The 13,192-nt window shown below is 43.6% G+C and carries 15 protein-coding genes and 1 pseudogene; 12 read left to right on the top strand and 4 right to left on the bottom strand.

The window, feature by feature from the left end:
* Nucleotides 1-102 precede the first annotated feature (102 nt).
* Nucleotides 103-294, bottom strand: a complete 192-nt coding sequence (locus FTU82_RS13870; protein WP_180101484.1) for a hypothetical protein — start codon at nt 292-294, stop codon at nt 103-105.
* 137 nt (nt 295-431) lie between these two features.
* On the bottom strand, nt 432-1,661 hold the full coding sequence (locus tag FTU82_RS13865; RefSeq protein ID WP_039901925.1) for an acetamidase/formamidase family protein: 1,230 nt from the start codon (nt 1,659-1,661) through the stop codon (nt 432-434).
* Between the two features lie 369 nt (nt 1,662-2,030).
* Between FTU82_RS13865 and FTU82_RS13860 the strand changes: the two genes are divergently transcribed.
* The 7 genes from FTU82_RS13860 (at nt 2,031) to pal (ending at nt 8,668) form a co-directional block, all read left to right on the top strand.
* Nucleotides 2,031-3,374 (top strand): amidohydrolase, encoded by a 1,344-nt coding sequence (locus FTU82_RS13860; RefSeq protein ID WP_180086412.1) that lies wholly within the window; start codon nt 2,031-2,033, stop codon nt 3,372-3,374.
* A 266-nt stretch (nt 3,375-3,640) separates the two neighbouring features.
* Complete coding sequence (ybgC, locus tag FTU82_RS13855) at nt 3,641-4,048, top strand: tol-pal system-associated acyl-CoA thioesterase (RefSeq protein WP_004731733.1); 408 nt, start codon at nt 3,641-3,643, stop codon at nt 4,046-4,048.
* A 26-nt stretch (nt 4,049-4,074) separates the two neighbouring features.
* Complete coding sequence (gene tolQ / locus FTU82_RS13850; protein ID WP_004279111.1) at nt 4,075-4,773, top strand: protein TolQ; 699 nt, start codon at nt 4,075-4,077, stop codon at nt 4,771-4,773.
* On the top strand, nt 4,773-5,222 hold the full coding sequence (tolR, locus tag FTU82_RS13845; protein WP_005170046.1) for a protein TolR: 450 nt from the start codon (nt 4,773-4,775) through the stop codon (nt 5,220-5,222). The genes tolQ and tolR overlap by 1 nt, the downstream gene beginning before the upstream one ends.
* 3 nt (nt 5,223-5,225) lie before the next feature.
* On the top strand, nt 5,226-6,554 hold the full coding sequence (gene tolA, locus FTU82_RS13840; protein ID WP_180101486.1) for a cell envelope integrity protein TolA: 1,329 nt from the start codon (nt 5,226-5,228) through the stop codon (nt 6,552-6,554).
* A gap of 203 nt (nt 6,555-6,757) precedes the next feature.
* Nucleotides 6,758-8,041 carry a Tol-Pal system beta propeller repeat protein TolB gene (tolB, locus tag FTU82_RS13835; protein ID WP_171255748.1) on the top strand — a complete coding sequence of 428 codons (1,284 nt, stop codon included), beginning with the start codon at nt 6,758-6,760 and terminating at the stop codon, nt 8,039-8,041.
* A gap of 54 nt (nt 8,042-8,095) precedes the next feature.
* A complete protein-coding gene (gene pal / locus FTU82_RS13830; RefSeq protein ID WP_005097609.1) occupies nt 8,096-8,668 on the top strand; it encodes a peptidoglycan-associated lipoprotein Pal in 573 nt (190 codons plus the stop codon).
* 75 nt (nt 8,669-8,743) lie between these two features.
* Here the strand turns inward: pal and FTU82_RS13825 are convergent, their stop codons facing one another.
* The gene (locus tag FTU82_RS13825) at nt 8,744-8,929 is read right to left on the bottom strand and encodes an NF038105 family protein (RefSeq protein ID WP_005097610.1); all 186 of its coding nucleotides are present in this window, start codon (nt 8,927-8,929) and stop codon (nt 8,744-8,746) included.
* Between the two features lie 181 nt (nt 8,930-9,110).
* Here FTU82_RS13825 and FTU82_RS13820 point away from each other — a divergent pair, with 181 nt between their 5' ends.
* The 5 genes from FTU82_RS13820 (at nt 9,111) to FTU82_RS13800 (ending at nt 12,413) form a co-directional block, all read left to right on the top strand.
* A complete protein-coding gene (locus FTU82_RS13820; protein WP_180086416.1) occupies nt 9,111-10,085 on the top strand; it encodes a class 1 fructose-bisphosphatase in 975 nt (324 codons plus the stop codon).
* Nucleotides 10,086-10,137: 52 nt separating this feature from the next.
* Nucleotides 10,138-10,914 (top strand): RNA methyltransferase, encoded by a 777-nt coding sequence (locus FTU82_RS13815; protein ID WP_005097613.1) that lies wholly within the window; start codon nt 10,138-10,140, stop codon nt 10,912-10,914.
* Nucleotides 10,915-11,081: 167 nt separating this feature from the next.
* Nucleotides 11,082-11,696 carry an RNA polymerase sigma factor gene (locus tag FTU82_RS13810; protein WP_180086418.1) on the top strand — a complete coding sequence of 205 codons (615 nt, stop codon included), beginning with the start codon at nt 11,082-11,084 and terminating at the stop codon, nt 11,694-11,696.
* A complete protein-coding gene (locus FTU82_RS13805; protein ID WP_005097616.1) occupies nt 11,693-12,010 on the top strand; it encodes a hypothetical protein in 318 nt (105 codons plus the stop codon). Before FTU82_RS13810 ends, FTU82_RS13805 begins: the two co-directional genes overlap by 4 nt.
* Nucleotides 12,000-12,413 (top strand): DUF3106 domain-containing protein, encoded by a 414-nt coding sequence (locus FTU82_RS13800; RefSeq protein WP_180086420.1) that lies wholly within the window; start codon nt 12,000-12,002, stop codon nt 12,411-12,413. Before FTU82_RS13805 ends, FTU82_RS13800 begins: the two co-directional genes overlap by 11 nt.
* Nucleotides 12,414-12,746: 333 nt before the next feature.
* Here FTU82_RS13800 and FTU82_RS16335 read toward each other — a convergent pair.
* A pseudogene (locus FTU82_RS16335) lies at nt 12,747-13,073 on the bottom strand (CSLREA domain-containing protein); the annotation flags it as partial.
* Between the last annotated feature and the right edge of the window lie 119 nt (nt 13,074-13,192).

Here is a 13,192-nt window from a genome sequence, read left to right as displayed (position 1 = left end):
TTTGATGCCATTTCTCTTTATATTGTTACTTAGACAGGTAGGACATTTGATTTGTAGCGTTATTTTCATACCTCTATTTTATCAAAAGCCATATTGTTTTTTTCAGCATACTTTTTGAAACACCACCGATTTTTTTACAACGTATATAGTAATTAAAAATCCAATAAAGCTGATAATTGCGGACGCTATAACACTGATTACAACAACCCAATCAGTTGAATGTTGTACATCTAAGTATAATTTTTGTTCTTTCGATCGCTCTAACACCAAAGCCTGTTGTTCTTCTAGCGCCACGACATCCCCTTTCTTATTTTAAATCAACTATTTTTCACTCCATTCTAAACAGTTTCAAAGCACTACAAAAGAAAAAGCCAACTGACCATGCCTGAATCAGTTGGTAAAAGCACAAAACAAAAAACTATATAAAGAAATTATTTCTCTTCTTTCTTAAACTCCTTAAAGTCCGCTTTACGAATCATCGCATGAATACCCTTGGTTCGATCGACCACTTGTGACACTTCAAAGTCAGTGGCAGCACTTAAGTAGGCATAGGCAATTTCTTCAGAAATGCCATATTCATTGACCAAAAAACGAATCGCTTCACGGGTGGATTTACGCATGGCTTCGTCCAAGTCTTCATCCAGACCCGGCGTGATCCAGAATTCAGCATTTTCAGCCAGTGGCTGTTTAATCTCTGCACCCGGAATTTTGTCTTTTCCAGATTTAAGTAAAGTGAATTTTAAAGTCGCACGTGCCGAACCTTCCAAGGCAGTTAAAGCCACCTCGCCATCACCTTGTACAAAGTGACTATCACCTGTATAGAACAACGCACCTGGCACCTGTACAGGATAATAAGCCGTTGCGCCTGCACCTAATTCATTGATGTCGATATTCCCGCCATAAAATGATGGTGGCACAGAGTGCACAGGCTCACTGGTATTTGGTGCAACGCCCATCGTGCCCATAAACGGATTCAGCGGGAAACGAATCGCTTTACCAGATTCAGTTTTTAAAACGCCTTCCCATACACCATCCGCATTTTTCTCAATTGGGGTAAAAATGGACACGTTGCCATAAGCATCAGGATTGGCTGGAGATGCATGCTCATGTTTCTGACGTTTCGGGAATTCGGGTAAGGTGCCTTTGCCATGACGGTTTGAAATCACGCCATAAGGCACACGCGGTTCAACTTTTAAAATCTCCACCTTTAGAATATCGCCCGGCATTGCCCCTTCTACATAGACAGGCCCGGTAATAATGTGTGGTCCATCTTTATGGAAATCATGTTTCAATTTGGAATTCGTGATCAGCTTGGCTTCATCCAATACATGCTCAGGCTTGACGCCTTTTGATGTGAAATATTTCTCTGCATTGCGGCCTTGATCTTCCAGCAGCCCTTCATGCGAAACTGTATCGAAAGTAACTGTGCTACCTGAAGGTACAGTCAAAACAGGTTTTGCATCTTTATTTGGCAGATAACCCCACGTAATCGTATTCAAGGTACTCGGCACATAATAATGACCTTTATATTCACCACTTTTGAGTAATGTCGGTTTATTTTCCAGCTGTTTCAGTATTTTAAAGTCTTCAGCCCATATGCTTGTTGAAATAAAACTTAAGCTTGAAGCCACTGCCAGAGATAAAGCCAAAGGTTTTAACATGTGTTCAATTTCCATCATAAAAAATATTACGGAAGAGTGAATGCAATCTAAGTGCCAAAATAAGTTTAAGAAGTTTAAAAAATCTTCACTTCATCCGAGTTGTTGATATAGATGTGATCGTTTTTATCCCTTTTCAGCCTGAAATTTTTATGATTTTCATACCTTATAAATATAAACAATCAATTTAGATACATATTTTTACAATGTAAAAGAACAAATAAAGCTCTTTGAGAACAGATATTAACACCCAGAATACCTTTAAGGTATCAAAAAATACTTAGAGAGTTTTGGTCGAAATTAGATCAGTATGCCATCCTAAAGAATCTCTTTAACCATTTAAAATTCTTAAGGTTCTCCCGAAGTATGAACATGTATAAGCAGATATCCCTTTGTCTCCCTCTTCTTTTCTGTAGCCAGCTCAGCCTGGCCGACTGGATTGATGATTCTGTACAAGCTGCTGAAGCACACACCATCAAATTACGCCAACATATCCACCAGCATCCTGAACTGGGCAATATGGAATTCAAAACCTCGGAACTGGTTCAAAAAGAATTAAAATCCTATGGGATTGAAGTACGAAAAGGTTATGCCAAAACGGGTGTGATCGGTGTACTAAAAGGTGGTAAACCCGGCCCGGTCATGGCATTGCATGCAGATATGGATGCATTACCAATTAAGGAAACTGCACCGGTATCATTCGCCAGCAAACAAAAAGCCATTTATCAGGGCAAAGAATCTTATGTGATGCATGCCTGTGGTCATGATGCGCATACCGCCATGTTACTGGGTGCAGCCAAAGTTCTGGCCGCCAACAAAGATAAAATTGCAGGAACGGTGGTATTTGTGTTCCAGCCAGCCGAAGAAGGTGGTGCAGATATTGATAACTTTACCCAAGGCGATCAGATTGGTTCGCGTAAAATGATTGCGGACGGCGCCCTGAAAAATCCAAAACCTGAAGTCATTTTCGGTATGCATGTCATGGCCGGTATGCCAAGTGGCAATATCTTCTACAAAGATGGTGCCATTTTAAACAGTGCCGATCATTTACGCATCCAGGTCAATGGAAGTCAGGTTCATGGTTCGATGCCTTGGGCAGGAAAAGATCCAATTTATACCTCTGCCCAGATGGTCACCAATCTGCAAAGTTTGATCAGCCGTAAAGCGGATCTGACCAAAGGAATGGGCGTGGTCAGTATTGGTAGCATTCAGGGCGGCACCACCGGTAACGTGATTCCAGATCAGGTCAATATGGTCGGGACTATTCGCTCCAATAGCGAAGACGTTCGTCAGGGCATTTTAAAAGACTTACCGAAGATGCTAGAACACAATGCAGCAGCCAACGATGTCAAGGTGAAAGTCGAAATTGCGCCTTATGCCCCGGTTACCACCAATGACAAAACTTTGACCAAACTGATGCAACCGACCCTAGCCAAAGTCCATGGTGAAGATAAATTGCATGTCTTGGATAATAATGCCAGTGCGAGTGAAGACTTTGCTTACTATGGCCAGCTCATGCCATCCCTGTTTGTCTTTGTCGGTGCCACGCCGGCCGATCAGGATCCGGCTAAAGCCGCGCCAAACCATAATCCGAACTTTATTGTCGATGATGCGACCTTAAAAACCGGTGTCGAAAGTCATGTGCGCTTTATTCTGGATTATCCAAAAGTGGCTGAACAGGTTCAGGCCAACTGGAAACAGAACAATAAAGGTTAATTGCCTGCTATAAAAATGCGCGAGTTGATGAGCTCGCGCATTTCATCATCTTCTGCTGTTTTATAAATGAGCTATCAGGTGCTCTGCGCTTCCTCTTGACTATTTCTAGCCAGATTTGACATCTTGTGCCATTGGTCTCAAAACTCAAAATGCTAAACTTTGTCCCGCTAAATTGCTTGACTTTGGACAGGAATCCGGCAAATTCAAGGATTTTCCTCTCTCCAAAAAACAAGCAAAAATTTCGAACATCTGCATGGAACAAAACTATGGCGAATCATTTTGAATTCAATATCCGCGTATATATTGAAGATACTGATCTAGGTGGTATTGTCTACCATGCTAACCACATTCGCTATATGGAACGCACCCGTACCGAATGGTTGCGTGCTGCCGGAGTCAGTCATTACTGGCAACAGGCAGAATATAATTTTGTGGTACACAAAATTAATGTCAAATATATGCGCCCCATCCTGATGGATGATTTAATTACTGTTACTGCACGTGTGATTTCATGTAAAGCTTCATCATTTGTATTGCAACAAAATATTTATCGTGGTGAAATCATGCTTGCATCGGGTGAGGTTGAGTTGGCATGTATCAGTGCAGAGATGCGACCACGTCGACTCCCGGATGAAATACGCGAACTAATTCAAAAAGAATTGGAACAAGACTAAAAAATTTATTGGCACACGTAACAACTATGGCGACTCAGTTAGAATCATCTCTTCAAGTTTCAGATCTTATTTTACAAGCAAGCCCTGTCGTACAACTGGTGATGCTTTCTCTTCTGTTAGCCTCAATATATAGCTGGTATCTGATTGCCAGACTCTATATGAGTTATAAAAAAGCCCAGGCCGATGATGAACATTTCCAGAAAATCTTCTGGTCTGGCGCTGAACTGAATACCCTGTATAACAATGCCCAGCTCAACTCTAAACGCACTGGCCTTGAAGATATTTTCTATCAGGGTCTGGGTGAGTTCCTGAAACTGAAAAAACGCCATGCACCGACTGCCCAGTCGATTGAAGGAACAGAGCGTATTCTGCGTGTCGGCCTGAGCCGTGATCAAGGTCATCTGGAGCAAGGACTCGGTGCTTTGGCCAGTATTGGTTCGGTTGCACCTTATGTCGGTCTGTTCGGTACTGTCTGGGGCATCATGAATGCCTTCATTGGTCTGGCAGATGTCGATCAGGTGACGCTGGCGACGGTTGCACCAGGTATTGCTGAAGCCCTGATTGCAACTGCCATTGGCCTGTTCGCAGCTATTCCAGCGGTGTTGGCCTTTAACCATTTCACGGCCAAAGGTGAAACCGTTTACTCTGATCGTGCCCTGTTTGCCGAAGAAATGGTGGCACTGCTACAACGTCAGTCCGTGGGCATAACTCAGGACAAAGACTAATGGCGATTCAAGGTTCAGGACGCTTTCAGCGTATTAAAAAGCCACTGAAAAGTGACATGAATGTCGTACCTTATATTGATGTGATGCTGGTGCTTCTGGTGATCTTTATGGTCACCGCACCCATGATCACCAGTGGCATAAAGGTCGACCTACCTCAGGCCAATGGGCTACCGATTGAATCTAAAGATGCACCGACCATTGTCACCCTGAAAGAAGATGGTTCCTATTATTTAGAACATAAAAATCAGGCCACTGGCCCAGTTACGCTGGATGAATTGACTGCTGCCCTTGTTGAAGCGCAAACACAGGCACAAAATGACAATAAAGTGCTGAATGTCGTGATCAATGGCCACAATACCCGTCCTTATGGCGATGTCATGGCCTTGATGTCCAGCCTGCAGGATGCCGGTTTATCTCAGGTCGGTTTACTGACCCAGCCATTAGAATAATGTATGAAAGATTATAAAAAGCCACCATTTCAGAAAAAAGCCATCGCGATTGGATTCACCTTAGGAATCCATGCCGTGGCTTTGGTGGGTTTACTTTATCTTGGCATGAGTAAACCACCTGAACCGCCGAAGCAGATTAAAACGGTCCTGATCAAACCTGAGGACCTCAAACCGGTCACCCGAGAAGAAACGCCGTTTGAGGAAACTGCACATGAAAATGTCGCAGAAGAAATTACTCAAACAGCTGAACCTAGTCCTGAGCCTGCGCCAGTCATTCCGACAGCGGCGCCTGCCACACCTGCTGCTCCGCCTGCACCGAAAGTGGATACACAAAAAGCCCAGCAGGAACTCAAAGAGGTAGCGCAAGCCAAGGCTGTACAACAAGCTGCTGAAGCAGCGAAACGTGCCGAAGCTGCCGAACAGGCAGCAGCCAGAGCGAAAGCGGAGGCAGCACAAAAATCCAAGGCAAATGCCGAAGCTGCTCGTCAGGCTGAAGCAGATGCACAGCGTAAAGCGGATGCTGCACAGAAAGCCAAATTAGATGCTCAGAAAAAAGCGGATTTGGCCGCCAAACAAAAAGCCGATGACGCTGCGAAAGCCAAAGCAGAGGCAGATGCGAAACGTAAAGCTGATACCGATGCAAAAGCCAAAGCTGAGGCGGCAGCTAAAGCAAAAACTGACGCGGATGCAAAACGTAAGGCAGATGCGGAGGCGAAACGTAAAGCTGATGCGGATGCAAAAGCCAAAGCAGAGGCGACAGCTAAAGCAAAAGCTGAGGCGGATGCAAAACGTAAGGCGGATGCCGATGCAAAAGCCAAAAACGATGCTGCTGCAAAGGCCAAAGCTGAGGCGGATGCAAAACGTAAGGCGGATGCCGATGCAAAAGCCAAAAACGATGCTGCTGCAAAGGCCAAAGCTGAGGCGGATGCAAAACGTAAGGCGGATGCCGATGCAAAAGCCAAAAACGATGCTGCTGCAAAGGCCAAAGCTGAGGCAGATGCCAAGGCTTCAGCAGCCAAACAGGCCGCTGAAGAAGCTGCTCAGAAAAAAGCAGAATCAAAACGGATTGCGTCTACTGCAAAACGTGATTTCGAAAATAAAATTAAACGTGCTTGGGATACCCCAGTGGGATCGTCAGGTCAGCGCGCTACTGCTCGTGTGACCTTGAATGACAATGGCGGTGTGGTTTCTGTCATCGTGAACTCAAGTGATGCAGACATGAAAGCCAGCGTAGAAGCTGCGGTGCGGGCTGCTGCGCCTTATCCGATGCCTTCAGATCCAGATGCACGTCGAGAAGCACGAAGTTTTACATCAACCTTTACCGCACAATAAAAACCAAGCCATCACACATTATTGAGGTGATGGCTTGGTTTTTTCAGCTAAACTTCACTTTAATATGATTAAATAATATTCATTTTTCACAGTGTCATAACAGTTTGGTCATAAAATCCTGGTTTTATTCTATTAAATCCATGCGATGATGTAGCCCAAGCTACCTATACAATAAATCCGTTGATTTGAGTAAATAACGAATGATGGAAAAGACTCGCAAACACCTACTCTGCCTCGCAATCATTGGCGCTTTAAGTCCTGTATTGGCAACTCAGTCTTATGCCCAGTTGCATCTGGAAATTACCAAGGCACCTGAGGCAGCACCTAAAATCGCCATTGTGCCATTCAGTCAGGATCAGAGCATCTATCCTATTGTTGAAAATGACTTGAATCGTTCAGGCAGATTTACCAGTGCTTCAAAAAACCTGCCTGCGACTGCCACATTAAATAATCCGAATGCAGAAGCTTGGGCATCCGCTGGCGTTCCCTATGTCGTGACCGGTTCATCAAAAACCACAGCGGATGGTTCTTTTGAAATCCAGTATCAGTTATACGATATCGAAAAAAAACAATATCTATTAAATGAATTACTAACTGTTCCAGCCTCACGTACCCGTCAGGCAGCGCATATGATCAGTGATGCCATCTATCAGGCATTAACTGGCATTCCAGGTGATTTTACTGGACGTATTGCTTATGTACTGCGTAATCCAGCAACACCAGAACAACGTTATACCTTGCAAATTGCTGATACCGATGGCGAACAGCCAAAAACCATTTTGACTTCGCGTGATCCGATTCTTTCTCCAGCCTGGACACCGGATGCCAAAAAAATTGCTTATGTCTCGTTTGAAACCAAACGTCCGGCAATTTATGTACAGGATCTGGCCACAGGACAACGCGAAAAACTGGCCAGTTTCCGTGGCTTAAATGGCGCACCAAGTTTCTCTCCAGATGGCAAGAGCATGCTGTTTACTGCATCCATGCATGGCAATCCGGAAATCTATCAGATGAATCTGGAAACACGTCAATTACAACGTATGACCAATGACAGTGCGATCGATACCGAAGCACGTTATGCTCCAGATGGAAAATCCTTTATCTTTACTTCTGATCGTGGTGGATCTCCACAGATTTATCGCCATGATCTCGCTTCAAGTAGCAATAAACGTCTGACCTTCCGTGGTGCATTTAATGCACGTGGTACGCTGAGCGCAGATGGCAAGAAACTTGCATTGGTTCATCGTCCAAGCGGCAGTAACTATCGGGTTGCCGTTCAAGACATGAACTCTGGTGTAAATAATATTCTGACGCCAACAACTCTAGACGAATCACCAAGTTTCTCGCCAAATGGCCAGATGGTGGTGTATGCCACACGTGAAGGCGCGCGCGGACTTCTGTCGATCATGTCACTAGATGGTCGTTTCCGTATGAACTTGCCAAGTGAAACGGGCGAAGTCCGTGAACCGGCTTGGGCACCAAAATAACATTGGTATCTGTATAAACCTTTTACCCCATAATCAAACTTCATGGAGATAAAGATGAACAAAGTAAAATTATTTGCCTTACCACTTTTAGCAGCAGCTGTCGTCATGACAGGTTGTGCGAGCCGTAAACCTGCCGCTGAAGTTCAAACCGGCGGTTTAGATACAACCAGCTCAACCACAGTGGATACGCAAGGTCTGAGTGAAGATGCTGCATTAAATGCACAAAACATGGCGGGTGCATCGGCAAAGGGTGTCACTGCGGAAAACAAGGCTTTCTTGGCAAAACGTGTCGTACATTTTGACTATGACAGTACTGAACTCAGCAATGAAGATCTTCGTACACTACAAGCACATGCACAGTTCCTGATGGCCAATGCCAATTCACGTGTCGCACTCACCGGTCACACCGATGAACGTGGTACCCGTGAATACAACATGGCGCTTGGTGAGCGTCGTGCCAAAGCTGTTGAAAGCTTCCTGGTGACTACTGGTGTAAATGCTGCTCAATTAGAAGCCGTCAGCTATGGTAAGGAAATGCCAATCAATCCAGGTCATGATGAAAATGCCTGGAAAGAAAACCGCCGTGTTGAAATTAATTATGAAGCGGTACCACCATTGTTAAAATAACTTTCAATGCTGGCGTATCAAATAAAAAGCACTCATGATTGAGTGCTTTTTATTGGGTTGAATGAACAAATCTGTTTATTCTACGGTCTGGCCTGGTTCAACTGCTTGCATCGATTCAATCAGGTCGTGTTTATTGAATTGTTTGTACTCTGGTTTTGCTTCATAATCCCGCCAGGCTTCTTTCATCTTGTCTTCAGAGATATCATCTAAAGTAATGCCTTCACTTGGCGTTGGAGTCGCATCAAACTTTAATGTTGTCATATCTGTGCTCCTATTCTCAATTTTCCCTTGCATTCAACATAGCACTTTCCACAGGAGTTGCAAGGGCAAAATCGATACAAATAATCCAGTTTGATTTTTCTTTTAGTACGTTCTCATCTAAAATATAGCCGCATATCGTTTTGATCATTTTTTCCCGATTTAAGTCTTGGAGTTTTCCCTTATGTCATACCGCACCCTATCCCAGTTTTTACAGCAACAAAGCGGGAATCTCACACCTGAACTTGCACAAGTTATTGAAACGATTGCAAACACTTGCAAGGACATCGATCTGTTGCTGCAAAAAGGTGCTTTAGCGGGTGTATTGGGAAGTGCACAGCATGAAAATGTTCAAGGCGAAGAGCAAAAGAAACTGGATGTCATTTCCAATGATTATCTGATTGATGCTTTACAGCAACACCCGAATGTCGGTGGTTTGGCCTCAGAAGAACTGGATGAATTCACCTCTGCACAAGAAAATGGTCAATTTCTGGTCTTGTTCGACCCACTCGATGGTTCAAGTAATATCGACATCAATATGTGTGTGGGTACGATTTTCTCGATTCTTCCTGCGAAAAATGCCGTGACTCAGGCCGAAGACTTTATGCAAGCCGGTGTCAATCAAGTGGCTGCAGGTTATGTACTGTATGGTCCATCGACCATGATGGCATTGACTGTCGGTGCAGGCGTAGTATTCTTTACCTTTGACCCGGAAACTCAAGAATTCCTGCTAACTTCTGAAGCGATTCAAGTCGCTGCAGATACCAAAGAATATGCGATCAATGCCTCGAATCAACGCCACTGGGAAGCACCAGTACAACGTTATATCGATGAATTATTAGCAGGCAAAACCGGCCCTCGTGAAAAAGACTTCAATATGCGCTGGGTTGCCTGTATGGTGGGCGATATTCACCGTATTCTTTGTCGTAGCGGTATCTTCATGTATCCATACGACTTTAAAGATCCGGCTAAAGCTGGTCGTCTGCGTTTAATGTATGAAGCCAACCCAATGAGTATGCTCATGGAGCAGGCTGGCGGCGCATCCACCACAGGCCGTGTCCGTATTCTGGAGATAGAACCAACCGATCTACATCAACGTGTGCCAGTGATTATCGGTTCTAAAAACGAAGTTGATCTTGTGACCAGCTATCATAACTAATTTTTTATAGCGGTAGCCGATATTGAATCGGCTACCGTGGATTATATCTCCCATGCCAACTTTTTTTCTTGATTCAAAAGACAATCCAAAAATTAAACACTTACGTGGTTTGATTGAACAAAACACCTATCGTAAAAAACAGGGGCAAACTGTGCTGGAAGGCACGCATCTGTCTCTCGCCTGGCTGCATGAAAACCGTAAAATTGATTCGATTTTTACCACTGAACATGCACTTTCGCATCCTGATTTCGAGAAAATTCTCGCAAAATACACAGGGATGGTCTTTGTTTTAAGCGAATCTTTATACAAAGATTTAAGCACCTTAGGAACGTCTTTAGCCTGTTTAGCTGTGGTCACTTTACCGACAGCAAATTATGCACTGGATTTTAAAGCCGACACTTTAATTCTGGAAAATGTACAGGATCCGGGTAATGTTGGTACCCTGCTTCGCTCTGCAGCAGCAGCCGGTATTGAACAGATTGTCTGCACCAAAGGTTCTGCCTCACTCTGGTCACCACGAGTATTACGTGCCGGTATGGGCGCGCACTTCACGCTGCAAACTTTTGAAAATATTGCACTTGAACAAATTCTTGAGCAATTTCAAATTCCTGTATACGTCACCAGCTCACATCGTGCCGAAAGTCTGTACTCAAAAGATTTAGGTAAACCTTGCGTATGGATCTTGGGCAATGAAGGTCAAGGCGTTTCTGATTATGCAATGCAACATGCAGAAGCTGTCAGTATTCCGCAGCCAGGTGGTCAGGAATCCTTAAATGTTGCGATTGCAGGATCGATCTGTTTCTTTGAAATGGTACGTCAACGTATCTAATTAGGGATTTAGGTTACAGTGTTTTAATTCGGCCCTGCCCGTTTATAAAATAGATTACACTACAAAAATAATAAACTTAATTGTCAACCAAACCATGATTCCCAACGTTATATGATTATGAACTTGGGAATCATGGTGGGTGTCCAATGACAGGATTTTCCATCTCTATGGATTTAGCACCAAAACAGTTGCAATCACACGATGTAAGTATTCTGAAGAGTACGGCTGAAGCACGTCTGAAGAATTTTATGCAAGATGTGACTGGACGCGCCTTGGTGATGATGGAAAGTGCAACTCAAGGTCATCATGGTATTGCCATGGATCTGGTTCAGGAAGCTTTCATTTCCTTACATAAATCCTATGCGGAAAAAAGTACTGAAGAATGGTATCCCCTATTTTATACAATTCTGAACAACAAATTACAGGATTGGCGTCGTAAAGAAGCACGGCGTGGTCAGATGTTTTCATTTTTTAAGAAAGTCAGTCTGGATGATGACGAAATTGAACTTGAGGATATCGTGGACGAAGCTACACCGACGCCTTTGGACTTTCTGGATCAGGCAGTGACAGCTAAAGAAATCCAGGAAGCCATTGCCAAACTACCTGTACGTCAGCAGCAGGCATTTATGCTGAGAGCTTGGGAAGGATTTGATACGCATACCACCGCACAAATTATGGACTGCTCAGAAGGCAGTGTAAAAACTCATTATCACCGTGCTATTCAAGGCTTACGTACCTCTTTGGCACATTTAAATCCATATCTGGGAGGGTCATCCGAATGAATCAAGATGATTTCTTAAAACAAGTAACTTCCAAACTCGATGGACTGGCACAACAACATAAACACAAACCTGTTGTCATGCACCATGTTCTTGAAGAAATTCAGGATTCTAAACATTCACGTTTTGCATTTTTAAAAATGTCAGGTTTTGCCTTGGCAGCAGCAATTGCAGGTGTTGTAGTATTACCCAATATTTCTAGCCACAATGAGCCGCAAACCCAAATGGTGTCAGTACCGAAACTGTCCCCACAAATGCTTGAAGATTTAGAAATGCTAATGGTTCTAGGTGAGGACAAAGTTCCACATGGCAGCTAAAAGATTGGCAATTGCTTTTTGTGCATTCAGTTTTCTGCAAACCAGTTTTGCAGGATTTGAACGTTTTTGGATCTTTTCTAAAGATGCAAATACTCAGATTTCCGATACCTGGGATAGTCTTTCTGATTCCGAACAGTTGGCACTTATTAAACGCTATCAGTCTCTTAAGGAAATTCCAGAACAGCAGAGCGTCAGCTTACAGCAGCGTATGGACTGGTTTACCCAGCTTCCTGAGGTTGAAAAACAAAGAATGCGTGAGACTTGGCAAATGATGAGCAGTCAGGAACGTCGAGAACTTGGCTTACGCATGCAAAACGCCAAACCTGAAGAACGACTTGCCATTCGGGAAGAGTACATTCTCAAATACCAGCAAACGACTCAACCACCCTCTAGCTCGCATTAAGCGACCCATATAAAAAGCCTCTAAATGGATAATGCCAGTCAGTTAAGCAATTGACTGGCATTTTCTTTTTTAAATTCATGATCATATTTGCCAGGTGGAAAAGTCATCCGCAACTGTTGGATGCATGAGGTGTATTACTCCGCAAGATGCCTTCCTTGTGAAACTCCGCTTCTCATTTGGGTAAAACCAAAGTCACAAATGATATGACAAATATTTGATTTAAAACCTTAAGACTCCATCGTGAACCACTAAAAAGTTAAAGCGTCTATTTCTAAACTCCTTAACTGATCAGCATTCTTCCAAATGGAGGCTTTTGAATTTTCCAATTAGGTTTTATTTTCTTAGACGGCGATAAGCGACCAGCCCAAATAATCCGAATAGTCCCCAAATTCCGAATGAGCCACCACCACTTGATGACGTATTGGCATTTTTTACCGTATTTCGTAGCAGGATCGTTGCTGTTTCAGACATTTTTTCATCTGCATCAAAAATCGTATACTGCATGCTGTAATCTGCCTGACTTAAGTTATTTCTCACACTAAATGTCAGCTTTCCACCATAGCAGGTCTCGCGCTGATAAGTATCAGGACAAGGGCCTTGTCGCTCTGCATTAAGAGAAACTCCGGCAGGAATCTTCACAATACGAATTGGAATCTGTTCCTTAAAATGTAGTCAAACATAGTCAAGGACTAATTCGCACTCTGTTAATGTCTTGTTGCCAAACGTGTAACTAGAGCCTGAGTCGGTCAGTTCCGACTTATAGCGATCAGTCCGTTCTT

Origin of the sequence: Acinetobacter sp. YH12151, assembly GCF_013418355.1 — a bacterium.
In the GTDB taxonomy this organism is placed as follows: Bacteria; Pseudomonadota; Gammaproteobacteria; order Pseudomonadales; family Moraxellaceae; genus Acinetobacter; species Acinetobacter pseudolwoffii.
Note: the sequence above shows the minus strand (reverse complement) of the source record. Positions and strands in the feature narration are given on the sequence as shown.